Annotated in this window: 24 protein-coding genes; 11 read left to right on the top strand and 13 right to left on the bottom strand. The window is 65.1% G+C overall.

Features of this window, described 5'->3' with window-relative positions; all coding sequences use genetic code 11:
- The first annotated feature begins 176 nt into the window (after nt 1-176).
- The 5 genes from ABS767_RS17545 to ABS767_RS17525 all read left to right on the top strand — a co-directional run bounded on the left by ABS767_RS17545 (nt 177) and on the right by ABS767_RS17525 (nt 3,307).
- Nucleotides 177-635, top strand: a complete 459-nt coding sequence (locus ABS767_RS17545; protein WP_408080729.1) for a MaoC family dehydratase — start codon at nt 177-179, stop codon at nt 633-635.
- Between the two features lie 91 nt (nt 636-726).
- Nucleotides 727-1,002 carry a hypothetical protein gene (locus ABS767_RS17540; RefSeq protein ID WP_408080727.1) on the top strand — a complete coding sequence of 92 codons (276 nt, stop codon included), beginning with the start codon at nt 727-729 and terminating at the stop codon, nt 1,000-1,002.
- A complete protein-coding gene (locus ABS767_RS17535) occupies nt 980-1,507 on the top strand; it encodes a (2Fe-2S)-binding protein (protein WP_408080725.1) in 528 nt (175 codons plus the stop codon). Before ABS767_RS17540 ends, ABS767_RS17535 begins: the two co-directional genes overlap by 23 nt.
- Before the next feature lie 117 nt (nt 1,508-1,624).
- Nucleotides 1,625-2,515, top strand: coding sequence for an RcnB family protein (locus ABS767_RS17530; RefSeq protein ID WP_408080723.1), 891 nt, complete (start codon nt 1,625-1,627; stop codon nt 2,513-2,515).
- Nucleotides 2,516-2,602: 87 nt separating this feature from the next.
- Nucleotides 2,603-3,307 (top strand): 2OG-Fe(II) oxygenase, encoded by a 705-nt coding sequence (locus ABS767_RS17525; RefSeq protein ID WP_408080721.1) that lies wholly within the window; start codon nt 2,603-2,605, stop codon nt 3,305-3,307.
- A gap of 25 nt (nt 3,308-3,332) precedes the next feature.
- On the opposite strand, the gene ABS767_RS17520 is transcribed toward ABS767_RS17525, so the two are convergent.
- The 3 genes from ABS767_RS17520 to ABS767_RS17510 form a co-directional block, all read right to left on the bottom strand.
- The gene (locus ABS767_RS17520; protein WP_408080719.1) at nt 3,333-3,722 is read right to left on the bottom strand and encodes a response regulator; all 390 of its coding nucleotides are present in this window, start codon (nt 3,720-3,722) and stop codon (nt 3,333-3,335) included.
- Nucleotides 3,723-3,784: 62 nt separating this feature from the next.
- A complete protein-coding gene (locus tag ABS767_RS17515; protein ID WP_408080717.1) occupies nt 3,785-6,208 on the bottom strand; it encodes an ATP-binding protein in 2,424 nt (807 codons plus the stop codon).
- Nucleotides 6,208-7,425, bottom strand: a complete 1,218-nt coding sequence (locus ABS767_RS17510) for an EAL domain-containing protein (protein ID WP_408080715.1) — start codon at nt 7,423-7,425, stop codon at nt 6,208-6,210. Before ABS767_RS17510 ends, ABS767_RS17515 begins: the two co-directional genes overlap by 1 nt.
- Before the next feature lie 692 nt (nt 7,426-8,117).
- Here ABS767_RS17510 and ABS767_RS17505 point away from each other — a divergent pair.
- Both ABS767_RS17505 and ABS767_RS17500 read left to right on the top strand, forming a co-directional pair.
- On the top strand, nt 8,118-9,260 hold the full coding sequence (locus ABS767_RS17505; RefSeq protein WP_408080713.1) for an SET domain-containing protein-lysine N-methyltransferase: 1,143 nt from the start codon (nt 8,118-8,120) through the stop codon (nt 9,258-9,260).
- 13 nt (nt 9,261-9,273) lie between these two features.
- The gene (locus tag ABS767_RS17500) at nt 9,274-9,705 is read left to right on the top strand and encodes a membrane protease subunit (protein WP_408080711.1); all 432 of its coding nucleotides are present in this window, start codon (nt 9,274-9,276) and stop codon (nt 9,703-9,705) included.
- Nucleotides 9,706-9,708: 3 nt separating this feature from the next.
- Here the strand turns inward: ABS767_RS17500 and ABS767_RS17495 are convergent, their stop codons facing one another.
- The 6 genes from ABS767_RS17495 to lepA form a co-directional block, all read right to left on the bottom strand.
- A complete protein-coding gene (locus ABS767_RS17495; protein ID WP_408080709.1) occupies nt 9,709-10,374 on the bottom strand; it encodes a hypothetical protein in 666 nt (221 codons plus the stop codon).
- A gap of 62 nt (nt 10,375-10,436) precedes the next feature.
- The gene (locus ABS767_RS17490) at nt 10,437-12,281 is read right to left on the bottom strand and encodes a CHASE4 domain-containing protein (RefSeq protein ID WP_408080707.1); all 1,845 of its coding nucleotides are present in this window, start codon (nt 12,279-12,281) and stop codon (nt 10,437-10,439) included.
- Between the two features lie 14 nt (nt 12,282-12,295).
- Nucleotides 12,296-14,146 carry a putative bifunctional diguanylate cyclase/phosphodiesterase gene (locus ABS767_RS17485; RefSeq protein ID WP_408080771.1) on the bottom strand — a complete coding sequence of 617 codons (1,851 nt, stop codon included), beginning with the start codon at nt 14,144-14,146 and terminating at the stop codon, nt 12,296-12,298.
- Nucleotides 14,147-14,408: 262 nt separating this feature from the next.
- Nucleotides 14,409-15,050 carry an OmpA family protein gene (locus ABS767_RS17480; RefSeq protein ID WP_408080705.1) on the bottom strand — a complete coding sequence of 214 codons (642 nt, stop codon included), beginning with the start codon at nt 15,048-15,050 and terminating at the stop codon, nt 14,409-14,411.
- Nucleotides 15,047-16,876 carry a cation:proton antiporter gene (locus ABS767_RS17475; RefSeq protein ID WP_408080703.1) on the bottom strand — a complete coding sequence of 610 codons (1,830 nt, stop codon included), beginning with the start codon at nt 16,874-16,876 and terminating at the stop codon, nt 15,047-15,049. Before ABS767_RS17475 ends, ABS767_RS17480 begins: the two co-directional genes overlap by 4 nt.
- A gap of 211 nt (nt 16,877-17,087) precedes the next feature.
- Complete coding sequence (gene lepA, locus ABS767_RS17470; protein WP_408080701.1) at nt 17,088-18,896, bottom strand: translation elongation factor 4; 1,809 nt, start codon at nt 18,894-18,896, stop codon at nt 17,088-17,090.
- Nucleotides 18,897-18,961: 65 nt separating this feature from the next.
- On the opposite strand from lepA, the gene ABS767_RS17465 reads away from it, so the two are divergent.
- The 4 genes from ABS767_RS17465 to ABS767_RS17450 all read left to right on the top strand — a co-directional run bounded on the left by ABS767_RS17465 (nt 18,962) and on the right by ABS767_RS17450 (nt 22,219).
- Nucleotides 18,962-19,432 (top strand): SixA phosphatase family protein, encoded by a 471-nt coding sequence (locus tag ABS767_RS17465; protein ID WP_408080699.1) that lies wholly within the window; start codon nt 18,962-18,964, stop codon nt 19,430-19,432.
- A 172-nt stretch (nt 19,433-19,604) separates the two neighbouring features.
- Nucleotides 19,605-20,444, top strand: a complete 840-nt coding sequence (locus ABS767_RS17460) for a CsgG/HfaB family protein (protein WP_408080697.1) — start codon at nt 19,605-19,607, stop codon at nt 20,442-20,444.
- 190 nt (nt 20,445-20,634) lie between these two features.
- Nucleotides 20,635-21,294: a DUF6975 family protein gene (locus tag ABS767_RS17455; protein WP_408080695.1), complete on the top strand. Its 660-nt coding sequence runs from the start codon at nt 20,635-20,637 to the stop codon at nt 21,292-21,294.
- A gap of 76 nt (nt 21,295-21,370) precedes the next feature.
- Nucleotides 21,371-22,219 carry an AAA family ATPase gene (locus ABS767_RS17450; RefSeq protein WP_408080693.1) on the top strand — a complete coding sequence of 283 codons (849 nt, stop codon included), beginning with the start codon at nt 21,371-21,373 and terminating at the stop codon, nt 22,217-22,219.
- Between the two features lie 42 nt (nt 22,220-22,261).
- Here the strand turns inward: ABS767_RS17450 and ABS767_RS17445 are convergent, their stop codons facing one another.
- From ABS767_RS17445 to ABS767_RS17430, 4 genes are all read right to left on the bottom strand, one after another.
- Nucleotides 22,262-23,035 carry an alpha/beta hydrolase gene (locus ABS767_RS17445; RefSeq protein ID WP_408080691.1) on the bottom strand — a complete coding sequence of 258 codons (774 nt, stop codon included), beginning with the start codon at nt 23,033-23,035 and terminating at the stop codon, nt 22,262-22,264.
- Between the two features lie 81 nt (nt 23,036-23,116).
- Nucleotides 23,117-24,118 carry an NADPH:quinone oxidoreductase family protein gene (locus ABS767_RS17440; RefSeq protein ID WP_408080689.1) on the bottom strand — a complete coding sequence of 334 codons (1,002 nt, stop codon included), beginning with the start codon at nt 24,116-24,118 and terminating at the stop codon, nt 23,117-23,119.
- Nucleotides 24,081-24,710 carry a 3-isopropylmalate dehydratase small subunit gene (gene leuD / locus ABS767_RS17435; RefSeq protein ID WP_408080687.1) on the bottom strand — a complete coding sequence of 210 codons (630 nt, stop codon included), beginning with the start codon at nt 24,708-24,710 and terminating at the stop codon, nt 24,081-24,083. The genes ABS767_RS17440 and leuD overlap by 38 nt, the downstream gene beginning before the upstream one ends.
- A complete protein-coding gene (locus ABS767_RS17430; protein ID WP_408080685.1) occupies nt 24,710-25,534 on the bottom strand; it encodes an N-acyl homoserine lactonase family protein in 825 nt (274 codons plus the stop codon). Before ABS767_RS17430 ends, leuD begins: the two co-directional genes overlap by 1 nt.
- Nucleotides 25,535-25,546 lie beyond the last annotated feature (12 nt).

Below are 25,546 nucleotides of genomic sequence, written 5' to 3'. Positions count from 1 at the left end.
GTTGCCATCCCCTCAACCAACCATCATGAAGGAGCCGAACTCTACCTCTGACTGGTAACAATCAGGGGCGCACGTCACCCCTCCCTCCCCGCCATCGCGGGGACAGGCTGGAGAGGATTTTGGGGGACTGACAAAATGAGAGCACGCGTTAAGTGGGGCGGCAAAAGGAGAAGGTGATGGCGGGACGCTATTTCGATGCATGGCAGGTGGGCGACCGGATCGTGCACGATCTGCGCCGCACGGTGACCGAGACCGACAATCTGCTGATCTCCACCCTCACCCACAATCCCCAACCGCTGCACCTGGACGCCGAGGCTGCGGGCGCGAGCGAGTTCGGGCGCATCCTCGTCAACGGCACCTTCACCTTCGCGCTGATGGTCGGGATCTCGGTCGGCGACACGACGCTCGGCACGCTCGTCGCCAATCTTGGCTATGACGAGGTGCGGATGCCCAATCCGGTGTTCATCGGCGACACCCTGCGCGCCGAGACCGAGGTGGTCGAGCTACGCCCGTCCAAGTCGCGGCCCGGACAGGGAATCGTCACCTTTCTCCATGTCATGCTGAACCAGCGCGACGAGATCGTGTGCAGCTGCCTGAGAAGTGCGTTGCTGCGATCGGACGCGAATACCGCGTAATCGATCCGTTTCGGATCGAACTTCCACCAAAAAAGTCCGTCCCTTAACCATCGCCGGTCGACAACCGCATGATCCGAAGGGAGGGCATGCGATGCGTGAAGAACCGGGCATAGGGATCTCGACAATCGACGGCGCGCCGATCCTGCGCCAGCGCGCGCGGGAAGAACGCGATCGCTCGGTTCGCGCGGCCAGCGCTCGGGTTCGCGTGGTCCGCGCCGAAATGGCATCGCATTACGATGCCGCCGCGATGTTGCTGGAAGCCGAGCCCGTCCCGGAGATGGGCAGCCAGCGCCGCCGACTGCTGGCATGGGCAAGGCGATTGTTGCGCGCTAAGAGCGCGGGGCATGACTCGCTTCACCGTCAATAACCAGCCTGTCGAATACAAGCTGGACCCGCAAACTCCGCTGTTATGGGCACTGCGCGACGCGTCGAACCTGACCGGGACCAAATATGGCTGCGGAACGGGGGATTGCGGCGCATGTACCGTCGATATCGACGGCGCCGCGGTGCGTTCGTGCCAGGTCACGATCGCTGCGGTCGAGGGTACGTTTGTCACGACGATCGAGGGCCTGGCACAGGAGAACAACCACCCGGTGCAACAGGCGCTGATCGCGGAAAATATCGTGCAGTGCGGATATTGTATCCCGGGAGTCGTGATGGCCGCCGCCGCACTGCTGCGGAAGAATCGCAATCCTTCCGATGAGGATATCGCGGGAGCGATCACGAACCTGTGCCGCTGTGGCATCTATCCCCGGCTTAGCGAGGCGATCAGCCGGGCGGCGCGGGTTGCGCGCGGGGAAGAGGAGATCGTCCTCGACCGAGCCCAGCCGGCAGCGGCGGCGACAGAGGACTCGGCGCTGGGGAACGAGTAAAACGCGGCCCAATTCTTTCTGAATGCTGACATTCAAGTTCAGTAGCTTGTCAGACGACTCGCGCTAGTTTCACGCTATTCTGAACGCCGGCGCTGTGGCCGGGAGCGGAGGAACATGATGAGAAAGATGATATTGGCGGCGCTGATCGGCGCCACCGTTCTGACCCCCGCCGCGGCCATCGCGCAGGACCGCGGGAATCGCGAAGGGCGCCGGGCGGAAGCGCGCGAACAGCGCCAGCAGATGCGTTCGCAGCGACAGGAACAGCGCCAGGACTTTCGTGCCCAGCGCCAGGAACAGCGGCCGCAGGTGCAGCGGCCTGCCTTAGAACAGCGTCAGGCCGTGCAGCAGCCGCGCCGTGAGTTTCGCCAGGAGCGGCGCGACGATCGACAGGGGTTTAGGCAGGAGCGGCGCGACGATCGCCAGGACTTCCGCCAGGAGCGCCGTGAAGATCGGCGCGACCTGCGCCGGGGCGATGTGACGCCTCAGCAGTTCCGCGAGGACCGCCGCGACGACCGCCGGGATTTCCGCGCCGACCGGCGTGACGATCGGCAGGACTTCCGCCGCGACCGGCGTGACGATCGCCGGGATTTCCGTGACGACCGGCGCGACGATCGGCAGGACTTCCGCCAGCAGCAGCGGCGCTATGGCGACTGGCGCGATCAGCAGCAATATCGCCGCGGCTGGGACGATCGTCGTAACTGGAACCGCAGCTGGCGGGGCGACCGTCGCTACAACTGGAGCGACTATCGCGCGCGCAACCGGCACGTCTATCGTTTGCCGCGCTACTATGCTCCGGCGGGCTATCGCTACGGCTACCGGCGCTTCTCGATCGGCCTGACGATCGGTTCGATGCTGTTTTCGCCGAATTACTGGATCAACGATCCCTATTACTACCGCCTGCCGCCGGCCTATGGCGGGTATCGCTGGGTGCGTTATTACAATGACGCGCTGCTCGTCGATGTCCGGACCGGCTATGTCGTCGATGTGATCTACGACATCTTCTGGTAAGCGGATCGCGTTTCGTCGCGTGCGGAGGCCCGGTCGACAACGACCGGGCCTCTTGCGTTTCGTGGCGCCAGCGGCAAATTGCGGACCATGAGCATCTTTGCCCGCGCCAAACCCAAGACGCCCGCCGGATCGATGACCCGCGCCCGCGCCAGCCAGAGGGTAACCGAAAAGCTTGCCGCCCACTCCGGGGTGCGTCGGGCGAAGGTGGATCAGGCGGAGATCTATTATCATCCGGGATTCTTGAGCGACGCGGAATGCGACACGCTGATCCGCCTGATCGACGCCAACCGGCGCCCCTCCACCCTGCTTGCGGCATCCGAAGATCCCGAGTTTCGCACCAGCGAGAGCTGCGACCTCGATCGCTGGTCGCCCGATGTGCGGCCGATCGACGAGCGTATGGCGGCGTTTCTGGGCATTCAGGCCGAACATGGCGAAACGATGCAGGGCCAGCGCTACGCGCCCGGACAGCAGTTCCGCGCGCATTATGACTGGTTCAACGAACAGCAGGATTACTGGCCGGCGATGAAGGCGTCGGGCGGCCAGCGCACCTGGACTGCGATGATCTACCTCAACGACGTCGAAGAGGGCGGCGCGACCTGGTTCCCGCAGGCGGGGGTGCGCGTCGCGCCCAAACGGGGGCTGTTGCTCGCCTGGAACAACATGAAGCCGGACGGCTCACCCAATCTCGCCACGCTTCACGAAGGGACACCGGTGGTGAAGGGCGTCAAGTACATCATCACCAAATGGTTCCGCGAGCACCCGTGGATCAACATGCCGGTGCGGACCTACTGAACGGCCGAGGCGCCAGCCGCCCCGCTCACAGGATCATGTCGTCGCCGCCGCGCAGCGCCAGAACGCGACCGATCGTGTCGAACAATGCGTCCATCGCCACCGGCTTGAACAACACCTCGTCCGCGCCCGCCTCCAGACAGCGTTCGCGAAGGTCGACCGCCGTATCGGCAGTCACGACGATGATCGGCAGCTCAGCCTTCGCGTCACCGCGGGCACGAATGTGGGAAATCGCCTCGATGCCGTCCATGCCCGGCATCCGCAGATCGACCAGGACGACATCGTACTCGCCCTCCTCGACCTTGCGCAGCCCTTCCTCGGCATGCTCGGCCTCGACCATGTTCGCCCCCGCGACGTTCAGCATGTCGCGCACGACCCGGCGGTTCATGGGATCGTCTTCGATGAACAGGATGTTCATGGGGCAGTCGTGCGCATGGTGCAGGCGATCTGATAGGTGGCAGTCATAACTGTGCTATCGTCCTAAGCCGCCTGTGACACAAGCATCGTCGTTTCGCTTCTCACACAAAAATCTTTACGAGAGGAAACCAGCGTCGACACGAGCGCCGGCCCCTTCACCGGCTTGATCACGACGAGGCCGGCCGCCGAATGGCGCAAGCGTTCCTCGGTATCGGCATCCGGCTTGCTCCAGAGACCCGCCGTGCGCACGCCCGAGGGGGCCGTGGCGGCAAGCTGTTCGAGCGCGGCCACCGCGTCTTCGCCGTCTGCCGCCAGCGTCATCTCGTCGGCCAGGATCAGCGCCGGGACCGCCTGTTCGGCCAGGTCGATCGCTTCCTGCGGCGTCGATGCAAACTGGACCGATGCGAATTTGGGCGCCAGGAGCGCGCGCAGCATGCCGCGGACGATCGGGTTGCGGTCGAGCACGACGATCGACTCCTCCCCCCCCTCCGGCGCAGACACGGCATCCGGCGCGTCGGCCAGCCGCAACGGGAGATCGACGGTGAACGCCGATCCTTCGCCGACGGTGCTGCGCACCGACACGTCGCCGCCCAGCGCACGCGCCAGATTGCGGACGATCGCCAGACCCAGGCCAGTGCCGCCGAACTGACGAGTGGTTCCGGCATCCACCTGACGGAAGGATTCGAACACCTCCTCAAGCTTGTCGGCGGGAATCCCGATACCCGTGTCGGCAATCGTCAGCTTCAGCCGATCGTCGACCGCCGTGGCGGTGACCGTGAGCCCGCCCTGCCCGGTGAACTTGACCGCGTTGGAGAGGAGGTTGAACACGACCTGTCGCAACCTTCCGGCATCGGTTTCGACCCAGCGGGGAGCGGCCGCGTAATCGAGCGTGAAGTCCAGCCCCTTGGCGCGCGCCTGTTCTTCCCACATCCGCGTCACCTCACGCAGCGTGGCGTGAAGATCGGTCGTCCGCAGGTCGACGGTCAGATTGCCCGTTTCCATTTTCGCGACGTCGAGAATGTCGTCGACCAGCGCGCGCATCGTCATTCCGGCACCATGGACGATATTGATGCGGTCGCGCGTGGCATCAGGAACCGCGGGATCGCGGAGCATGATTTGGGTCATCCCCAGAATGCCGTTCAGGGGCGTGCGGATTTCATGGCTGGTCGTCGCGAGGAACTCGGTCTTCGCCTTCAGCGCCTTTTCGAGCGCCACGTTGGTGTCGGCGAGGACGGCGTTGGCCTCACGCACCTGATTGCGGCTGCGCCGGATCGTGAACAGCCCGACGCTAAGCATCGTGACGATCACGAGCGCGGCGCCGCCCAGTCCCAGGAACAATGTGCGCTGAAATGCCGCTTCGCGCCGCAGCTCCTCGGCCTTGAGGTTCGCGATCCGCAGTTCCTGGTTCGCATAGTCGAACCGCGCCGCCATCAGGGCGGTACTCGCCGATGTGGCGAGTTCCGCCGCCTCATCTCCCAGAATGCGAACGCGCTCGAGATGTGCGAGAGCAAGGCGGTCCCGCCCCAGTGCGCGAAAGACACGATAGGCAGTAAGATGTGCGTCTCGCATCGCGAATGAGGTATCGGACAGCGTTACCCCGTCGAAGCTGCGCTCGATCAGGCGCGCAGCGCGGGAAAGGTTGCCTTGCTGCCGGGCGGATTCGGCAGCGACAGCGAGAGCCGGCCGCTCGTTGCGCCGGTCAGGATCGCCGCGCGAGCCCTGCAGAATTTCTTCGACAACCGCGTCCGCCTCGGGAAATCGGCGTTGATCGACTAACGCGCGTGCCAGATTGGTCAGCATCTGCGGAAGACTGGCCCAATTTTCGCGGCGGGCCAGAGTGATCGCTTTGCGATACTCAGCCTCCGCGCGCGCCGGCTCGTCGAGCTTCAGCAATACGTTGCCGCGATTATTGTACAGCGCCATCTGCACGCGCACATCGCCCGTGAAAACATCCGCAGCTTGCTTGTAATATTTCTCGGCACTCGAGGGATCATTGGCCTGATTATACAGCGACGCGATCATCTGAAGCGCGATCGACCGGCTACGCTTTTCACCCAGCTTGGCGAAAATATTGTGCGCCTCCTGCAGCGAAGCCAGTGCTTCCGCATAGCGCGCATCATATTCCTGAACGCCCGCACGCGCGACCAATAGATCGCCGCGCAACTTGGTCGGTTCGGGTTCGTCGCTGATCAGTTGAAGCGCTCGGCCGATCCGTGACGATGCTTCCTTTGCGCGGCGAACCCGAATCAGTGCTTCTGCCTGCAGCCACAAGGCGGTCGCCTCGGCCCGGCTGCGCGCATCCGGGTCCGCGATTCGCTGGGCCTGTTGTTGCGCAGCGGATGCGAGGCGAAACGCTTCCGACGGCTCAGGGACCATCGCGGCCTTCGCACGCTCGATCAGGGTGTCCTCGGCGCGCTGCTGGGCGGCCGTCGGTGCCGCGATGCCCAAAGCCATCCAGCAAAGCAGGAGGGCGATCAGTTTCCGCATCAGCCGCTCTTGCGCCAGAACGCCTCTGGTCGCGCGAAGCTGGTGCGCATCGTTGCGACCGACCTGTAGCTTTCCTCGTCCAGATAGCGGACGAAGGCGTCGAGCGCGATCGGCCGGCTGATGAGATAGCCCTGAACCATATCGCAACCCATCACGCTGAGCAGCGCCAGGGCGGCCGGCGTCTCCACGCCCTCTGCGGTCACTTCCATCTCAAGCGCATGAGCCAGATCGATCGTGGAGCGGACGATCAGGGGATCGCGGTTGCTGCTGGTCAACTGCATCACGAACATCTTGTCGATCTTGAGTTCGCTCGCAGGCAGCTGTTTCAGATAGGCGAGCGAGGAGAGGCCGGCGCCATAATCGTCGATCGCCAGCGGTATACCGATGGCGGCGAAGGTCTGGAGGTGCCGGATCGCGCTTTCGGGATCGCGGATCACCGCGGTCTCGGTAATCTCAAATCCGATCCGCGCCCCGCTGTCGCGCACGATGCGGCAGGCTTCGGCGACGAACGCGTCGTCGGCCAACAGGACGCCCGAGATATTGATGAAAACCGGCATGTCGTGCCCGTGCGCGCGCATGACCTGCTGATCCGCGATCACCTGCCGCAACGTCCAAAGCGTGAGCCCGACGATCTCGCCGCCATCTTCGGCCGCGCCGATGAATTCACCCGGGAGGATAAGTCCCCGCACCGGGTGATGCCAGCGCACCAGCGCCTCCGCCCCGGTAACGGATTCCCGACGCACATTCACCTTCGGCTGATATTGCAGGAACAACTGCCCGGCGGCGATCGCGCGCGGCAGCTCGCGCGCAAGAGCCGAGCCGTCGAACGCGACGTGGGTCTGCGAAAGGTCCAGCGTGACGATCCCCGCCTCGCTGCGCGCCTGTTCGAGTGCAGCTTCGGCACCTTCGGTCAGCCGCACATCGTCGTCCTCGCCTGGCGGCGCGACCGCGACGCCCCAAACGAGCTGGACAAGATGACGCTCGCCGTCGAGATCGATCGAACGCGCGAAGGTCTGCGCAAGGCGGTCGACCAGCGCCGTCGCATCCTCGGGGCTGTCGGCTTCGAACGCCACCTCCAGCAGCGCGCGCCCGGCGGGGCCGACGCGCAGCCCTGTCTCAAGTCGGGACACATGTTCCCCGAGGTCGTGGATCAGCGAGTCCGAGCGCGGGCGGCCCAGATGACGGCGAAGCGACTGGAAATTCGCGATCTCGCACAATGCAAGAACGCGCCAGCAGCCAATCGCGATCGCGTTCGGCCGGCTTCGCGCGGACGCGAAAGCTGTGTTTGTGACACCGCATGCCACTGCGCCACGCGGCGCGGTGGAACGCGATCCAGGGAATCCGGGCTGATCTGCAGGGTCGGACATCAAACCCCGCGTATCAGCCAGTGCTGAAGGAAGGTTTAAGGACACAGGGCTGTCGCGCGCCGTTTCTAGGTGAAACTACGGTAAACCGAACCATTGATTAAGGATGAATTTTAATTTAACCAAAATGGGTGCACTGTGGAGCGCACATTGGGAGAAACGATATGTTCGCGATGCTTTTTCGGGACGGCCACGGCGAAGACGTCCGCCCCTGGTAACCCGTTTTGGCCCGGGTAGGCAGCGTGGCGGATAGCTCGCCACGCTGCACCTTCCCGGGCCCCTTCCCTTAGCGACGACCGTTATCCGATTGCGATGACGGTCTTTTTTATTGCCGGCAGAGTTCTCGCCCATAGTTTGACCGAGTACGCATCTGGCGCGCCGGGTAGCGGCGCCGAAGTCCCGCAACGCGGATCGATCGCATCCTCAGCCCGCGGCCAGCGGAGAAACTGCCGCGGTTTAAACCCCTCGACTCGTGGATTCAGCACGAGTCGCGCTTTGACGAACGTTACCGAAGACGGTAAACAGGCAGCGGGTTCGGGGGGAATATGGTCGGCGATGCTTGGTTTCTGATCGCGATGAGCCTGAGCTTCGCGGCCTACGGCGTCTATCTGCTTAGCCTGCGCCGCGCGATCGTGCGCCCCAATCGTGCGTCATGGCTGATCTGGAGTGCATCGGCAGCGGCAGAGGCCCTGACCTACCAAGCCGTTAACCCTGGATCGCCGCAAAGCTGGGTCTTCGTGCTCTCCGCCGGATGTTGCATGGTTGTCACCGGTTTCTTGTGGCGGCGGTCGAACTGGGCCTCTCCCACCAATATCGAGGCATTTTGCATTGCCGCCTGCCTGTTCGCCCTGCTGATCTGGGTGGCTTTTCGCGAAACCTTCTGGGCGCATATGCTGGTTGTCGCCGCCGTCCCGGTGAGCTTCTGGCCTACCTGGGCAAGCGTATGGAAGGACCGAGGCGCCGAACGGTCGCCCGCCTGGGGCCTATGGACGTTGGGCGACCTCGCGACCCTGCTTGTCGCGGTACGCGCGGGGGGAGCAGGCGTGGACGAACTCGCCTATATCTTCGTCGAGCTGGCCTGCCATGCCAGCATCTGGTTCATGATCGGGCTTGCGACCTTGAACCCGCTGCGCTCGCTGGGCTGGAACCGGCGAGGGCTGCTCGTCCTCGATCGCTATCGGCATCCGCGCAACCTGTTCGCGGTCGGCGAAAATCATCTCGGCAAGGCGGTCTATGCCATCTGCCGCTTCGGCGAGGGCGCCGAACTGATGCGATTCACCGGTCGCCACTTCCATGTCGACGATATCCCCAGTCTGATGCGCGGCAGCGACGATCGCTTCGTTCAGGTGACGCCCGACCATTATATGGGACCGTCGGGGCAGCTCGACGATCTCGTCAATCACAGCTGCGACCCCAATGCCGGGCTCCGCTTCACGGACCATGGGGTCATTCTCGTCGCGATCCGGCCGATCGCCGCGGGAGACGAGGTGACGTGGGACTATTCGACCACGCTGGCGCAATCCAACTGGCACATGATCTGCCAATGCCGCGCGCCTGCATGCCGCCGCGTGATCGGTAATTTCGAAACCCTCACCCCCGACCGGCAAGAGTTCTTCCGCGCCCGGAATCTCGTTGCGCCCTATCTGCGGCGCAAGGACACGCTTGCGCCGGTGCGCAGGGCAAGCTGAACGGAGACCTGACATGGATCGTACGAGGGGCTCAATCATTCGGCTTGCCGGCGCGATCGCCGTCCTGCTGATCGTGATCGTCGGCGGTGGCCTGGGCTCCTGCGCGGCCTACAACTCGGTGCGCGTCTGGAACGCCGAAACCGCGGGCGAGGCCGAGCTTGCGCAAGCCACCCAGAACCGGAAGATCAAGGTGCTGGAGGCGCAGGCGCGAATGGACTCCGCCTCGCTCGAGGCGCAAGCCGAAGTCGCCCGTGCGAAAGGCTTGGCCGAGGCGAACCGGATCGTGGCCAACAGCCTCGGCGGCCCGGAAGGCTATCTGCGCTACCTCTACATCCAGAATCTGGAGCAGTCGCAGGGGCAAATCATCTACGTCCCGACCGAAGGCGGATTACCCATCCTCGAGGAGGGTCGCCTGTCCAGGACACAGCCCGCGCCCGCGCAATAGCGCTCACCGGATCGCCCAAGGTGCGGGGGGCAAAGTCTCGCGCAATGGTTTGTCGGGTCCCGTCAGTTCCGCTCGCAGATCATCTGCGATGGCCCGTGAGTCGGCATCGCCACGCCTGCGCAGGATAGCCTGGCGCGCTGCCATTCGCGCACGCCGCATTTTCGGAGGAAGCGCGGCAATAGCGACATATTCGCGCACCGCTTTCGCCCAGAGCGAATTGAAGCCCTTCGCGTCCTCGGCGGTCCTGGCAAATGCGTAGGACAATGCGCGATAGCGATCGCCTTGACGCTTCAGAAACAGCAGCACGAACGTGCGGGGTCCAAAGATGTAGCGGTTGCAGCCACCCGAATAGGTCTCAGGATGGGCGCGCACCAGTTCGCGCGGGTCGCTGGGAGTGACCGGGGTCCCAACATCCGCGATGAGTCCGGGAACCCCGATGGCGGAACCGAATGGTTCGCGACCGTCGCTCTTCAGCACGAACAATTCCGCGAACAGAGCCTCTGGCTCCCCGGTGTCGGCGTCACGCTGACCGAACGGCACGGCAATGACGATACGATCCGCCTCACCAGCGAGCTCGAGTGTAGTCGGGACGCGGTATCCCGGTGCGACCGAGCAGGCCAGCGCAGGCGATACTATGCAGGTAAGAAAAGCAAAGGCCAGTCGACGCATCCACATGGTTCTGACGCCGAATGAAGCATGTGGCGACAGACGCGATCAGTCGCCGCGCCGTTTCACGCTGCGACATCGTGAACGACGTTGGACAGCGCCAGTTCGAGGACGGCGCACGCGCCCTGCCCCTTGCCCTCGCTGAGCAGCATCAGGCTGCCGCCCATCGCGACCATCGAATTTGCACACCAATGCAGTCCAAGCCCGCCCGACTTGTGCTGGCGGGTCGAGAACCCACGCTGGAACAGCTGCGGCGCCGCGGCCGGGTCGAAGCCCTCGCCATTGTCGCAGATCCGGATTTCGATCTTGTCCGCGCGCTCGCGAATCGTCACCGCGATGCTCCCGCCCTCGCCATGCTTCGCCGCGATCGCTTCTGCCGCGTTGGAGAAGAGATTGCCGATCACCTGGCTCAGCAGCACGCGATTTGCGAGCGCCCAGTGAGGCTTCGAGGGGAAATGGAACGCGATCGAATTGGCGCCGGTATAGCGCGCGATCGTGGCGTTGCGCGCGATCAGATCGGTGACGTCGCAGGCGTCGAGGGGCGGTCGCTCATGCGCCTGCTGCTGCTGGCAACCGATGATTTCGAGGACGTTGTGCAGCGCATCGCGACCGATGCCCAATTGCTGCCTGCGCTCATTGCGCGCCTGGATTTCCTGTTCCAGCACTGCAGCGACGAACGCCGCCAGCTTCTGGCGACGAGCGAGCGGAATATCCTCGCCCGCCAGTTCGGACAGCGCCCGATTGAGCAGCGCGGCGTCCGCGGCGGGCGCCTCGCCCAACCCCTTGCTCAGGATCGTACTGATTGGGTTGAGCGCGTTGCGGACGTTGTGCATCACCGCCACGGCGCTTTCCGACTGGCCCAGCTTGAACGATTGCACCTCCACCTTCTCGCGCAGGTCCTTGAGCTGGCTCAGCATCGCGTTGAAGCTGGCGACGAGACTCCCGATTTCGTCCCTGCGGGGCGCTTCAGTGAGGAGGACCAGATTACCGGATCCGCGCACGACGCCCATGTGCCGCTCGACGCGATTGAGTGGCCGGAGCACCAGACGGGCGATCATCAGGCTGAGTACCGTCATGACCAGTAGCAAAAGGGCAGACGTGCCGATCGCCGCCAGCTTCAGCATGTTGCGGCCGAGTGCCGAGAGGTCGCGTGGGACGGCAAATGTGGCGCTGGCAACCGGACGGCCGCCCTCACCGAGGACCGGCACCGCGACAGCGATATTGCGCTCGCCCGCCACGACCCGCGGCTCGGCGGCCGGTTGCGGGAGATCGATGCCGGCCTGCAGCTGGAGCAGGTTGCTCAGCTGTTCGGATGAGATGAGGCGCGCCATCACCACGGTCCCCCGCGGCGTGCCGCTTCCGTCGGTCCGCCGAACGCGGGCAATGCCGATCGCCGCAATCCGGTCGCCCAGCCGCGCGTAGAAGCTGGCGCTGTTCCGGGTCGCCAGCGCGCGCGCGATGTCGATGCGTTTGATCGCGGCGAGCATGCGCGCGCGCATCTCCGGCTGGTCGGTCCCGCTGTCGATATCCAGCCAGCGCGCGATAACCAGTTCGCCGTCCGGGCGAACATAGGCCATGCCGTTGACGCCCAGATTCACCATCGCCGAGGTGGCGAAGCTGTCCTGCTCGAACGCCCGGTTAGGCGTTTCCATATAGGCGTAGCTTTCGTTCCAGTCGCCATAGTCGCGCACCGACGCCTCGACCTTGGAGGCATATTCCGTCAGCGCCGCGCGGGTGCGTTCGACATGCCCCTCGACCGCCTGCGCCTCGAGCCGGTCGAACCCGGGCGTGATGACCAGCGCGAGCAGCAGCGTGATGCTGGCCGCGCCGACCAGTGCGACCCCCGTAAGGATCGCGACGAGCTTGGCACCTAGAGAGCGCGGAATACGGGCCTGAAGTCGCTTGAACATGGACTGGCGGGGCGTCACCCGTGGGTGCCGGTGCCTGGCTGCGCAATCACCGGTTCGACCGGTTCCGGCTCCATATAGCGTTCGTGCGCGACATCGATCGCGACATCCTCCTCCAGCGGCCGAGCCAGATAATAGCCCTGATAATGACTACACCCGGCAAGGCGAAGGGCCTGGAGATGCGCCTCGGTCTCTACGCCCTCGGCCACGACCTCCAGCCCGAGTGCGCGGCCGAGATGGATGATTGAATGGACGATCGCTGCGCTCTCACGTTCCTTGCCCATTCCGTCGATGAAACTGCGGTCAATCTTCAGACAATCGAGTGCAAATTTGCGAATGTTGTAGAGCGAGGAATAGCCGGTGCCGAAATCGTCGAGCGCGATGCGGAAGCCCATCTGGCGCAGGCGGTACAGCGTGTCGGCTGCGCGCTCGGCATTGTCGAAGATCGCGGTTTCGGTGATTTCGATCTGGACGCGGTTCGGCTCGATCCCGGCGCGCTGCACCCGCTCGACGACATGGCCGACGAAGTTCTGACGGCGGAACTGGCGCGGCGAGAAATTGACCGAGACATATTGCCCCGGCCATTTCTGAAGCATTTCGAGCGCTGCATCGAGCACCCAGTCGCCCAGTTCGTGGATCAGGTTCGATTCCTCGGCGATCGGAATGAACATGCCGGGCGAGATCGAACCATATTCGGGGCTGTTCCAGCGCAACAGCGCCTCGAACGCCACGATCTCCAGCCGGTCGCGCGCGACGATCGGCTGATAGACAAGGCGCAACTCGCCATTCGCGATCGCGTTGGACAGGCCGCCTTCGATCTGGCGGCGGAAGCGGATCGATTCGTCCATGCTTTCGTCGAACACGCGCACGACGCCGCGCCCGGCGCGCTTCGATTCGTTGAGCGACAGGTCCGCGCGGCGCATCACGTCGATCGGATCATGCTTCATCCCCGGCTCGACGATGACCAGGCCGGCCGAGGCCGAACCCTGGACCGAATGGCCGAACACGGTGAACGTCCTGGAGCAGGCAAGCAGCAGCCGCTCGACCGCCTCGACCGCCTCGCCTTCGCCCGCCACCTTCATCAGCACGGCAAACTCGTCGCCGCCCAGCCGGGCGACGAAACCGCCGGGCGGCAACGCGCCCTCGATCGTCGCGCACACCATGCGGATCAGTTCATCGCCGGCGAGATGGCCGAACGTATCGTTGACCAGCTTGAACCGATCGAGGTCCATCATCGCCATCGCGAACGTCTCGGGACCGCGCACATGATCAGTCAGCGCGCGCATGAAGGCGAGCCGGTTCGGGGCATCGGTCAGGCTGTCATGGTTGGCGAGATGCGTCGCCTTGCTCTCGTTGGCGGCCAGTTCGGCCTTCTGTTCTTCGAGCAGCTTCATCGCCTGCGCGAGTTCGAGGTCGACCTGCCAGCGCTTGCCGAGCGCGGTCGCGGTCTGGACGACCTCTTCGATCTGGAACGGTTTGGCGATGTAGAAGATCTTGTCGGCGGGACCGGCATCGCGGCTGATTTCGAGGGGGGAAAAGTCGGAATAGCCCGTGACGATCACCAGGTTGATGTCGGGATCGAGCGCACGAATGCGCTTCGCGGTTTCCCGGCCGTCGATGCCCGGCGGCATGCGTACGTCGATGAACGCAACGGCAAAGCGATCGCCGCTGTCGATCGAGCGGGCGACGGCCTCGACGCCATCGAGTCCCTGCATGCAATGGACCGGCTCGAACACGACCGGTGCGCTCTCCGCGACGGGCGCATCGTCATTGTCGCCGAACAGTTCGGCCGCCATCGCGTCGAGGGACGCGCCCTGCATTCCCGCCGCACCCTTGACCTTGAAGCATTGGCGGTAGGATTCGTGCATCCCCGGCTCATCGTCCACGATCAGAATGCGCAAGGTCAGTCCCCTCAATCAACCCTGCCCCCGCCTACGCCCGCAGGGTTAAAGCGAGGTAAAAGGGTTAACGGCGGGTTCCGGCGCCCTTACGGGATCGGCGCAAGAAAAGCGGGGCGCCGCGAGCATGTCGCCCGGGCGCCCCGTCAAGGTCAGGAGGGGATGAATGCGTTACCGCACGCCCGGTTTGTGCCGCGCCCGCAGCGACGCCGCCACGGTCAGACTCTGACCATCACTGCGGCTTGGGCTCGGCACTATTCGCTGCGGGCGCCGCTTCGTCGGCTTCGGATCCGGAATCGGGTTCGGGCGGCGGGACTACCTCCACCTCGACGCGGCGATTGCGAGCGCGCCCCTCCGGATCGTCGGAGCCATCGGGTTTCGCATTCGGAGCGACCGGGCGGTTTTCGCCCAGTGCGATGACGGTCATGCGCTCGCGCGGCACGCCCTTTTCCACGAGATAGTCGGCCACAGCTTCCGCACGGCGACGCGAGGCTACCAGATTGTCGCCGTCATACCCGCGGCTGTCGCTGTGCCCGCGCAGCGTGATCGCGCCGCCGGTAACCATCGCCGGCGCTGCAATCACGCCATCGAGCGCGGCTTTCGCCTCGTCGGACAGCTTCGATCCGCCATCGGCGAAGGAAATGGTGAGCGATACCGGTTCGACGGGCGGCGGGGCGGGCGGCGTGACCTCATCCTCGACCGGGCGCAGGATCGACTTCGCCTCGTCGACCTCCGCCGTGTTCGTCATCGGATCGGTGGCGTTTTCCGGCGAGGCCGCATCGTTCGCCAGTACCGCATTTCCTGCCGGCGGATCGCACGCGGTCAGCAATGCGCTCGCGCCCAGGATCATGCTCGTCGTCGCCAATCGCTTCATGCCGCTTCCCCCGTCACCTCTTCCTTCTTCTTTCGCGCCGCGCGCTTGCGCGGCGGACCGAACGAAATCGCGGTGTCGCCCGGCTGCGGCGTCGGCCGCGACGCATGGGTGAAGAACCGCAGATGCCCATTCTTGCGCACCAGCATCAGCATGTCACCGCCTTCCGGAAGCGCCGCCTTGGCGCTTTCGAAATCATATTGTTCACCGATCTTGGTCTTGCGGAATTCCCAGCCCTGCGCCTCGCGCTCCAGGATTTCCTCGACGCCGAGGCCGGAGGCGAACATCGCGCGCCCGCGCAGACTTTCGGGCAGGCTGCGCGGATCGTCATCGCTCGCGTCGCCCAGCTGATACACCGAGTCGCGGCCGATTTCGGGGGCGAATTCGGTGCAGACGAGCGCGTTGTACGCCTCGTTGGTCGACGTCGCGGCAAGCACCTGAAACTGGCTCATGTCGAGCTGGTCCTCGGTCGCCTCGGCCAGGATTTCGCCATGAAAGATCGGGATGCCGGCCTGTCGCGCGGGCGTCAGCCGCTGCCAGCTGGCGTCGGCGATCGTCACCGGCACCTCGAGCTGGCGCAGCTGTTCGGCGAGCTTCAGGCTCCAGCTGGTGCTGCCGACCAGCAGCAGCCCGTGCTTCTCGGCGCCCGTCACCTTGAGCCAGCGTGCGACATGGCGGATGCTGAACCCGTGGGCGAGGATGGTGCCGGCGACGATCAGGAAGGACAGGCTGACCAGGATGCCGCCATCGCTATAGCCAAGCTCGCGCAGATGCAGTGCGAACAGCCCCGAGATCGCGACCGCGACGATGCCGCGCGGCGCGATCCACGCGATCAGCAACCGCTCGTTCCACGGAATCCGGCTGAAGGCCAGGCTGAGAAGCACCGTTGCAGGGCGGACGAGGAACAGGATCGCGGCGAGGAAGCCGAGGAAGCGCCATTCGAACTGGCGCACCGCTTCGAAATCGAGCGAGGCCGACAGGATCACGAACACGCCCGAGATCAGCAGGACGGTGACATTCTCCTTGAACGGATGGATGTCGCGCAGGCTGTCGAGATGCATGTTGGCGAGCGCGATGCCGAACAGCGTGACCGCAAACAGCCCGGTCTCGGACTGGATCGCGTTCGATCCGACAAAGGTGCCGATCACCGCGACGAGCAGTACGGGTGCCTTCAGATATTCGGGGACATAACCGCGCGGAAACGACCAGGCGACCGCGCGCGCAGCGCCGTAGCCGATCAGGCCGGCGATCACGACGGCGGCGACGAGTGCCAGCGTCACCTCGAACAGCGACGCCCCCTCGCCTGCCCGGCGGAGATATTCATAGGTGAGGACAGCGCACAGTGCGCCGAACGGATCGTTGACGATCCCTTCCCATTTGAGGATCGCGCGGGGCCTGCTGGCGACACTGCTCTGGCGCAACAGCGGCATGACGACGGTCGGCCCGGTCACCACAAGGATGCCACCGAACAGGATGGCGACCGGCCAGACCAGACCCGCGACGTAATAGCAGGCGAGCGCGCCGAGCGCCCAGCCGATGGGCACGCCGAGCACGACGAGGCGGGTGACCGCACCCTCGGTCTGGCGCAATTCGCGCAAATTGAGGCTCAGGCCGCCCTCGAACAGGATCAGCGCCACCGCGATCGAGACCATCGGTTCGAGCAGTTCGCCGAACACATGTTCGGGATCGATCAGTCCGGTTACCGGGCCAGCGATCACGCCGGCAGCGAGCATCAGCGCGATTGCGGGCCAGCCGGTACGCCACGCAATCCATTGCGCGCCGATTCCGAGCGCCCCGATCAGCGCGATTGCGAAAGCCTGGTCCGGCATGATGAAACGGTGATGCCCCTTTGGACCGACAAATGCATCAGCGTTCCGGCTAGTTCCGGGCGCATTTGTCCAAAGCCGACAAAAAAGTGGGGCGCCGGGCCGGTTCGGCGCGGCGCCCCGTGAGGCTCAGGGGATGATGCGTCACCGCATGGCCATTGAATGCGCGGGTCGGCCCGCGCGTTCCACGGTCACTTTCTGACGCGCTCGCTCCCTATTCCTCGCCCATGCGCAGCGCGGCGATGAACGCTTCCTGCGGGATGCTGACGCTGCCGTACTCGCGCATCTTGGCCTTGCCCTTTTTCTGCTTGTCGAGCAGCTTGCGCTTGCGGGTGGCGTCGCCGCCATAGCATTTGGCGGTCACGTCCTTGCGCATCGCGCTGATCGTCTCGCGCGCGATCACCTTGCCGCCGATCGCCGCCTGGATCGGGATCTTGAACAGATGGCGCGGGATCAGTTCCTTGAGCCGCTCGCACATGCCGCGCCCGCGCGCCTCGGCGGTCGAGCGGTGGACGATCATGCTGAGCGCATCGACCGGCTCTTCGTTGACGAGGATGCCCATCTTGACGAGGTCGCCCTCGCGATAGCCGATCTGCTCATAGTCGAAGCTGGCATAGCCCTTCGACATCGATTTGAGGCGATCGTAGAAATCGAACACGACTTCGTTGAGCGGCAGTTCGTAGGTCACCTGCGCGCGGCCGCCGACATAGGTGAGATTCTTCTGGATGCCGCGCCGGTCCTGGCACAGCTTGAGCACCGAGCCGAGATATTCGTCGGGGACGTAGATCACCGCCTGAATCCACGGTTCGGCGATGCTTTCGATCTTGTTGGGATCGGGCATGTCGGCGGGATTGTGCAACTCGATATGCCCGCCGCCATGCGTCAGCTCGATCTGATACACCACCGACGGCGCGGTGGTGATGAGGTCAAGATCGTATTCGCGCATCAGCCGTTCCTGGATGATCTCCAGGTGCAGCAGGCCGAGGAAGCCGCAGCGGAAGCCGAAGCCGAGCGCGGCCGAGGTTTCCATCTCGAACGAGAAGCTGGCATCGTTGAGGCGCAGCTTGCTGATGCTCTCGCGCAGCTTCTCGAAGTCGTTGGCATCGACCGGGAACAGGCCGCAGAACACCACCGACTGGACTTCCTTGAACCCGGGCAGCGCTTCGGCGGCGGGACGCTTGGCGTCGGTCAGCGTGTCGCCGACGCGGGCCTGTGCCACTTCCTTGATCTGCGCGGTAATGAAGCCGATCTCGCCGGGGCCGAGGTCGGGCAGCTGCTCGATCTTGGGGCGGAACGCGCCGACGCGATCGACCAGATGGGTGGTCCCGGCGGCCATGAACTTGATCTGCTGGCCCTTCTTGATCGTGCCGTCGATCACGCGGATCAAGATGACGACCCCGAGATACGGGTCGTACCAGCTGTCGACCAGCATCGCCTTGAGCGGGGCATTGGCATCGCCCTTGGGCGCCGGGATGCGCTCGACCACCGCGTTCAGGATCTCGTCGATGCCGATGCCCGACTTGGCCGAGGCGAGCACCGCGCCCGACGCGTCGATGCCGATCACTTCCTCGATCTCGTTACGTACCTTTTCCGGCTCGGCGCTGGGCAGGTCGATCTTGTTGATCACCGGCACGATCTCGTGGTCATGCTCGATGGACTGATAGACATTGGCAAGCGTCTGTGCCTCCACGCCCTGCGCGGCGTCGACCACCAGCAGCGCGCCCTCGCACGCGGCGAGCGACCGGCTCACTTCATAGGCGAAATCGACGTGACCCGGCGTGTCCATCAGGTTGAGGACGTAATCGAGCCCGTCCGGCCCCTTCCAGTCGAGGCGCACGGTCTGCGCCTTGATGGTGATGCCGCGCTCCTTCTCGATCTCCATATTGTCGAGCACCTGCTCGCTCATCTCGCGCGCGGTGAGGCCGCCGGTGCGCTGGATCAGGCGATCGGCAAGCGTCGACTTGCCATGATCGATATGCGCGATGATGGAGAAATTGCGGATACGGGAAAGTTCGGTTGCCATGATTGCGCGCGCCTAGCAGGCGGCGCGACCTTGCGGAAGATGCCCCGTAGCGCCAGTGTGCGACGATGCGTAGCCTGATCCTCGCCCTCGCCTGCCTCGCCGCCCCCGCGCTGGCCGGCCCGACGCCGCAATCGGTCCATGTCGTCCGGCATTTCGACACGCCGGCGGGGGAGAAGGATCCCGATCTGCTGCCGCAGGGGGTGGCGCGGGCCGAGGCGCTGGCACGCTGGTTCCGGGGCAAGCGGCTCTGCGCGATCCTGGTCAGCGACTACAAGCGCACGCGCCAGACCGTCGCGCCGCTGGCGGCAGGGCGCAGCGTCGTCGTGCAGAGCTATGATCCGCGCGACACGCCGGCCGTGGTCGCGCGGGCCAAGGCGTCGGCCTGCCCGGTGCTCATCGTCGGGCACAGCAACACCGTTCCCGACATCGTCCAGCAACTGGGCGGCACCCGGCCCGCCGATCTCGCGCATGAAGACTTCGGCGATCTGTGGACGGTCAGCGGCGGTCGCACGACGCGGGAGCGGATCGAACCCTGACCCCGGGTTCCCGGACGGCCGCTTTTCCCTATTCACGCTCATATCGCTTACGGTATGATCTGCGCTGGCAGGGGGAGCGTCAGGTTCTGTCAGTCGCGTGGCGCAGGACGAAATCATATCCTCACAGCCGGCATTTCGGGGCGAGACGCCCCTGCAAGGGAGGGATCAATTCATGCGCATCGTCCGCAATCTTATCGCCGCAACCGCCCTGGTCTCGATGGCCGCCGGGCCGATCGCCGCATCGGCGCAGACCGCGACCAGCTCGTCGGGCAAGACCTATCGCGACGGCACCACCAAGGGCGCGTCGTCGGGTCGCCGCGATCAGGAGCGTGGACAGCGCGAGATTCCGCGGTGCACCCGCAATCTCGGCACCGTCGCGATCGTCGAACCCGACACCCAGTGGTGGCGCGAGTTCAACCTGGGCAGCCCGGAGGCGATCCTGAAGGTATTCGTCCAGCAATCGGGCTGCTTCACCATCGTCAACCGCGGACGCGCGATGCAGAGCCGCGCGATGGAGCGGGCGCTGCAGGAGCAGGGCGAGATGCAGAGCGGCCAGAATATCGGCAAGGGCCAGGTCCGCACCGCCGACTATTTCCTCCAGCCCGACATCGTATCGGGCAACAAGGATTCGGGCGGTAGCGCCGTAGGCGGTGCGATCGGCGGCCTTCTCGGCCGCCGCGGCGGGCTGCTCGGCGGCGTCGGCGCGATCGCGGGCGGCCTGAAGGTGAGCAAGAAGGAAGCGAGCGTCACCCTGTCGATGGTGGACGCCCGCACGACCGAGGAAAAGGCGCTGACGGAAGGCTATGCGCGCAAGACCGATGTCGGCTTCGGCGCCGCGGCAGGCAGCGGGTGGTGGGGCGGCTTCGCGGGTGCCGGCGGTGGCGGCTACCAGAATACCGAGATCGGTCAGGTGATCGTGCTCGCCTATCTCGACGCCTATACCAAGCTGGTCTACGAACTGGGCGGCCTGCCCGCCGACGCGGCCGCCGCGGCGCCTCCCGCACGCCGCTGATCCGCCACGCCTGAGACAAGGGGCGGCGCCGTCGTGCGTCTGCCCCTTTTTCTTGGCGCCGCGCGTCACAATCCCGAAGACACACTTAACGCGCGATCAACCAGGTCTTTACGCGCTTCGGTATACACCTGCCGGGCAAAGCAGATTTAAGGGCGCCGGATTGGCCGGCGCGTTTGCTTTGTGGGGACCTATGGCACTCGAAACGGTACGGACAGCAGGGCTAAGCGGTGCATCGGGCACGCTGACCGCGCTCGTATCTGCCGACGGCAGCGCCGCGCACCCCTATCTCGCGCGCCTCAGCCATGGCATCGCGCAGATGCGCGATCTATCCGATTTTGCGCATCAGATCTGCATCCTGCACGCGCGCCATCCAGATATCTTCGAGCTGGCGGCCGCGCATTCGCGTCAGGCGGCCACCGCCGCATGGCTGGCCCAGGCGGCGCAGGGCTTTGCAGCCGAGCGCGCCTATCTGGTCCGGATCGTCGCCGCGGCGGGGCCGCTGCCCAGCACGCCGGGACAGGCAGCCTCCGAAGCCGCCGTCACCGCACAGCGCCATGCGCTCGACATGCTCGCCCAATCGGACCGGACCGGCTGCGCGGACGGGACCGCGATCGCGCTGGCGCTCGACTGGCCGGCCATCCGGCACATGCTGAACATCACTGCGGAGCGGTTGGGGATCGATTCGCCCCCGTCCTTGTTGCCGCCCGGGTTCGAGACCGCGACCGTGATCGACGCGCTCGCCGCCTCGCTTCCGGTTGAGCGCGCGATGATGTTCGGCGCTCAGCAGATGCTGGCGCAGCATCGCGGGCTGTTCGATCTGCTGGATGCGCGCGCGTCGGCACGCGCATAACCGCAACTCCCCGCTTGCGCCCGTCCCCCTTCCCCCGCTAGGCCATACCCGATCTTCCAATTTCGCGAGGACGGGAATGCGCTTCGAAGGCACGCAGGATTATGTCGCCACCGACGACCTCAAGGTCGCGGTCAATGCCGCCGTCACGCTGCGCCGGCCCCTGCTGGTCAAGGGCGAGCCGGGAACCGGCAAGACGGTCCTCGCCTATGAAATCGCCAAGGCGGTGGGCGCGCCGCTGATCGAATGGAACGTCAAGTCGACGACCAAGGCGCATCAGGGGCTGTATGAATATGACGCGGTCGCGCGCCTGCGCGACGGCCAGCTCGGCGATCCGCGCGTCCACGAGATTTCCAATTACATTCGCAAGGGCAAGCTGTGGGAGGCGTTCACCTCGCCCGAACTGCCCGTGCTGCTGATCGACGAGATCGACAAGGCGGACATCGAATTCCCCAACGACCTGCTCCACGAACTCGATCGCATGGAATTCCACGTCTATGAGACCGGCGAGACGGTCCGCGCCGCCGAGCGCCCGATCGTGGTGATCACGTCGAACAACGAGAAGGAACTGCCCGACGCGTTCCTGCGCCGCTGCTTCTTCCATTATATCAAATTCCCCGATCGCGGCACGATGCAGGCGATCATCGACGTGCATTTCCCCGGCATCCAGAAGATGCTGGTGAGCAAGGCGATGGATATCTTCTACGATATCCGCGAGGTGCCGGGCCTGAAGAAGAAGCCGAGCACGAGCGAATTGCTCGACTGGCTCAAGCTGCTGCTGCACGAGGACATGCCGCTCGACGTGCTGCAGTCGCGCGACCCGAGCAAGGCGATCCCGCCGCTGCACGGCGCGCTGCTCAAGAACGAGCAGGATGTGATGCTGTTCGAACGGCTGGCGTTCATGGCGCGGCGGCAACCGGGGAAATAGGCGAACGACCTGCGCGTCACGATCGTGACGACGCACCGCCTTCTACTTCTGCCGCGCCTCCGAGGCGGACGACTGCGCCGACTCCGAAGGCATATCGAGCCACATGGCGACCGCCTCCTGCAAGACGATGTCTGGAAGTTCGTGCCGCCCGTCGAATTCGCGGAACGTGACCGCCAGACCCTCCTTGCGCAATTGCGGAACGAAGCGGGACTTGCTCGCCTGAAACGACAGCACCGGATCGCTGCTGCCATGGGAGAGGAAGACGCGCTGACCGGGCGAGCGCCGGGGCGAAAGGTAGAGCATCCCGGGCGAGAAGACGAGCAAGGTGCGGAAAAAGCCGGGATTGTCGCTCCCGATCGTGAGCGCATAGCTGGCGCCATCGGAAAAGCCGCCCAGGGCAATACGGGCCGGGTCGACCGACGCACGCTCGAGCAGCGCCCGAATCGCGCGGTTTATTCGCGGCGGATCGACGTTCAGCCGCGCCGAGCGGCTGCGCACGACCTGGCTTCGTCGGCGATCGAAGTCGGCAATCATGTCCCATGTGTCGCCAGCGGACTTGGGAGCAAGCAGCACGATCCCGCGGCGATCGGCCTCTGCGCGAAACCGCGCGACCATCGACTGGGGCCGCTCGGTCGCGCCATGAAGCAGGACGAGCAGTGGCGCCGCGCCAATCGCGCGCGGCGGGATATAGGCGATCGCATCTTCGGGAAGAGCAATCTGCCCCGCGGGAGCCGCAGCGGCACGCTCGGTCTGCGCGAACGCGGCCTGCGGCATGCAGAGCAGCAATGCGACGGCGACCGTCCGTAGCGCCCTCATCCCGGCATCACTGGAGCGATTCCAGCGCGTGTGACCTGCCCCGCCATATGCCGGAAAGACTAGCCCCGGCGCCGGCCAACCTCAATCCGCGACTTTGACCACCAGCTTGCCGATCGCTCCGCGCCCCGCAAGCTTGGCGATCGCCTTGCCGCCATCTTCGAATGCGAATGTTTCGCTGACATGCGGGCTGATCTTTCCCGCTTCCCACAGGCGGAACAGATGCTCGACATGCGCAGCGTTGGCCTTGGGATCGCGCGCGGCAAAAGCGCCCCAGAATACGCCGCACACGTCGCAGCTCTTGAGCAGCGTGAGGTTGAGCGGCAGCTTCGGGATGCCCGCCGGGAAGCCGACGACGAGATAGCGCCCTTCCCAGGCGATCGACCGCAGCGCGGGTTCGGCATAGTCGCCGCCGACCGGATCGTAGATCACGTTCGCGCCATCGGGGCCGACCGCAGCCTTGAACTGCTCCGCCAGCGCCTTGGACGCATCCTTGTCGAACGGCGCGCGGCCGTAGATCACGGTCTCATCCGCGCCAGCCGCCTTCGCCGCAGCGGCCTTTTCCTCGCTCGACACCGCAGCGATGACGCGCGCGCCGAACGCCTTGCCCAGTTCCACGACCGACAGGCCGATGCCCCCGGCTGCGCCAAGGACCAGCAGCGTGTCGCCTTCCTTGAGATGCCCGCGATCGAGCAGCGCGTGGATGCTGGTGCCATAGGTCATCAGCAGCGACGCACCCTGCTCGAAGCTCTTGCCCTCGGGCAGGCGGTAGAGGCGGCGGCGCTCGACCGCGACCTTCTCCGCCAGGCCATTCCAGCCGGTCGATCCCAGCACGCGGTCGCCGGGCTTCAGGTCGTCGACCCCCTCGCCCACGGCTTCCACCACGCCCGCGATCTCGCCGCCAGGCGCGAACGGCCGCGGGGGTTTGAACTGATATTTATCCTCGATGATGATGACGTCGGGATAGTTGATGGCGCAGGCCTTGACCGCGACCACAACCTCGCCGGGCTTGGCCACCGGATCCGGCAGCTCGCCCATCGTTAGAGTTTCAGGTCCGCCCACTTCCTTCGACAACAAGGCCCGCATCACCGCTCTCCTTACCGATCCACGGCCGCTCCGTGGCGACCATCGATTCGAATTTCGAAATCGCGGTATCCTTTGCCAGTGTCAGGCCGACCTCGTCCAGCCCCTGCATCAGGCAATCGCGGCGGAACGGGTCCATCTCGAAGGCAAAGCGGTCCTGGAACGGCGTGGTCACGCTCATCGTCTCCAGATCGATCGTTATCGGATCGCTCTTCGCAACCTCGATCAGCCGGTCGATCGCCGCCTGCGGCAGTACGACCGCGACGATGCCGTTCTTGAACGCGTTGCTCGCGAAGATGTCCGAATAGCTGGGCGCGATCACCGCGACGATGCCCATGTCCTTCAGCGCCCAGGCAGCGTGCTCGCGGCTCGACCCGCACCCGAAATTCTCGCCCGCGATCAGGATCGGCGATCCGGCATAGGCGGGATCGTCGAAGAGATTGCCGGGTTCGGCGCGCACCGTCTCGAACGCGCCGCGCCCCAGCCCCTCGCGGCTGACGGTCTTGAGCCAGTGGGCGGGGATGATGATGTCGGTATCGATATTCTTCGCGCCCCACGGATAGGCACGCCCTTCGACCTTTTTGACGGGTTCCATCACTCTGCACTCTTCGGAAAAGCGGGAAGTTTCTTCACGTCGGCGGCCTCATGCTGGATGATCACGGTCGCCTTCAGGCTGCGCACGATGCCCTTGAACCGATCGTGCGAGGCGAGCGTGTCGGTGCGATCGAAGTTGAACGCCGGGACCAACCCCTTGTCATAGCTTTCCTGGGCATGGAACTGATCGCCGGACAGCAGCACATTTCCCATGCGCGGCAGCTTCACGAGCAGCGCGCGATGCCCCGGCGTGTGGCCCGGCATCGCGAGGATGGTCACGCTACCGTCGCCGAACACGTCGCGATCCTTGTCGACCGGCTCGACCTTCGCGCCGCCGCCGATCCATGGCTGGAACCGGTCGCGCTCGGATTGCGGGCGCACCGTCCTGATCGCCTCCCAGTCCTGCGCCCCGATCAACAGCGTCGCGCCGGGGAAATCCCTGGCCTGGCCAGTATGATCGTCATGATAGTGGCTGATCCCGACATAGCGGATCTGGTCCGGCTTCACACCGATCGTACGGAGCTGGTCGCGCAGCGTCGTCGTCATCCGATAGGTGAAGACCCACTCGGTCGCCGGCTTGCCGATCAGCGACGCGGGGAGGCCGGTATCCCACAGCAGATAATCGGCACCGTGCTTCACCAGATAACAGCTGTCGACGATGTCGCGCGGTTGCCCGTCATAGTCGCGCGTGTCGCTGAACGGGCCGAAGTCGGACACCTCCAGCGTCCCGCAATCGAGCCGCCACAGCCGCATCTCCGGATCCGACGGGGCCGCCTGCCCCATCAGCATCAACGCCGCGCCAGCGGCCAAGGCCAGTCTATGCATCGTCATCCTCCC

This window comes from Sphingomonas plantiphila, assembly GCF_046000505.1.
GTDB lineage: Bacteria > Pseudomonadota > Alphaproteobacteria > Sphingomonadales > Sphingomonadaceae > Sphingomonas > Sphingomonas plantiphila.
Note: the sequence above shows the minus strand (reverse complement) of the source record. Positions and strands in the feature narration are given on the sequence as shown.

Coding starts and splice junctions, on each gene's coding strand:
- lepA (WP_408080701.1), bottom strand. CDS start 18,896: ATGGCAACCGAACTTTCCCGTATCCGCAATTTCTCCATCATCGCGCAT.
- ABS767_RS17460 (WP_408080697.1), top strand. CDS start 19,605: ATGCGCATCGTCCGCAATCTTATCGCCGCAACCGCCCTGGTCTCGATG.
- ABS767_RS17450 (WP_408080693.1), top strand. CDS start 21,371: ATGCGCTTCGAAGGCACGCAGGATTATGTCGCCACCGACGACCTCAAG.
- ABS767_RS17445 (WP_408080691.1), bottom strand. CDS start 23,035: ATGAGGGCGCTACGGACGGTCGCCGTCGCATTGCTGCTCTGCATGCCG.
- leuD (WP_408080687.1), bottom strand. CDS start 24,710: ATGGAACCCGTCAAAAAGGTCGAAGGGCGTGCCTATCCGTGGGGCGCG.
- ABS767_RS17520 (WP_408080719.1), bottom strand. CDS start 3,722: ATGAACATCCTGTTCATCGAAGACGATCCCATGAACCGCCGGGTCGTG.
- ABS767_RS17485 (WP_408080771.1), bottom strand. CDS start 14,146: ATGCACGAATCCTACCGCCAATGCTTCAAGGTCAAGGGTGCGGCGGGA.
- ABS767_RS17430 (WP_408080685.1), bottom strand. CDS start 25,534: ATGCATAGACTGGCCTTGGCCGCTGGCGCGGCGTTGATGCTGATGGGG.
- ABS767_RS17495 (WP_408080709.1), bottom strand. CDS start 10,374: ATGCGTCGACTGGCCTTTGCTTTTCTTACCTGCATAGTATCGCCTGCG.
- ABS767_RS17525 (WP_408080721.1), top strand. CDS start 2,603: ATGAGCATCTTTGCCCGCGCCAAACCCAAGACGCCCGCCGGATCGATG.
- ABS767_RS17545 (WP_408080729.1), top strand. CDS start 177: ATGGCGGGACGCTATTTCGATGCATGGCAGGTGGGCGACCGGATCGTG.
- ABS767_RS17530 (WP_408080723.1), top strand. CDS start 1,625: ATGAGAAAGATGATATTGGCGGCGCTGATCGGCGCCACCGTTCTGACC.
- ABS767_RS17490 (WP_408080707.1), bottom strand. CDS start 12,281: ATGTTCAAGCGACTTCAGGCCCGTATTCCGCGCTCTCTAGGTGCCAAG.
- ABS767_RS17440 (WP_408080689.1), bottom strand. CDS start 24,118: ATGCGGGCCTTGTTGTCGAAGGAAGTGGGCGGACCTGAAACTCTAACG.
- ABS767_RS17505 (WP_408080713.1), top strand. CDS start 8,118: ATGGTCGGCGATGCTTGGTTTCTGATCGCGATGAGCCTGAGCTTCGCG.
- ABS767_RS17515 (WP_408080717.1), bottom strand. CDS start 6,208: ATGCGGAAACTGATCGCCCTCCTGCTTTGCTGGATGGCTTTGGGCATC.
- ABS767_RS17540 (WP_408080727.1), top strand. CDS start 727: ATGCGTGAAGAACCGGGCATAGGGATCTCGACAATCGACGGCGCGCCG.
- ABS767_RS17465 (WP_408080699.1), top strand. CDS start 18,962: ATGCGTAGCCTGATCCTCGCCCTCGCCTGCCTCGCCGCCCCCGCGCTG.
- ABS767_RS17475 (WP_408080703.1), bottom strand. CDS start 16,876: ATGCCGGACCAGGCTTTCGCAATCGCGCTGATCGGGGCGCTCGGAATC.
- ABS767_RS17455 (WP_408080695.1), top strand. CDS start 20,635: ATGGCACTCGAAACGGTACGGACAGCAGGGCTAAGCGGTGCATCGGGC.
- ABS767_RS17480 (WP_408080705.1), bottom strand. CDS start 15,050: ATGAAGCGATTGGCGACGACGAGCATGATCCTGGGCGCGAGCGCATTG.
- ABS767_RS17535 (WP_408080725.1), top strand. CDS start 980: ATGACTCGCTTCACCGTCAATAACCAGCCTGTCGAATACAAGCTGGAC.
- ABS767_RS17500 (WP_408080711.1), top strand. CDS start 9,274: ATGGATCGTACGAGGGGCTCAATCATTCGGCTTGCCGGCGCGATCGCC.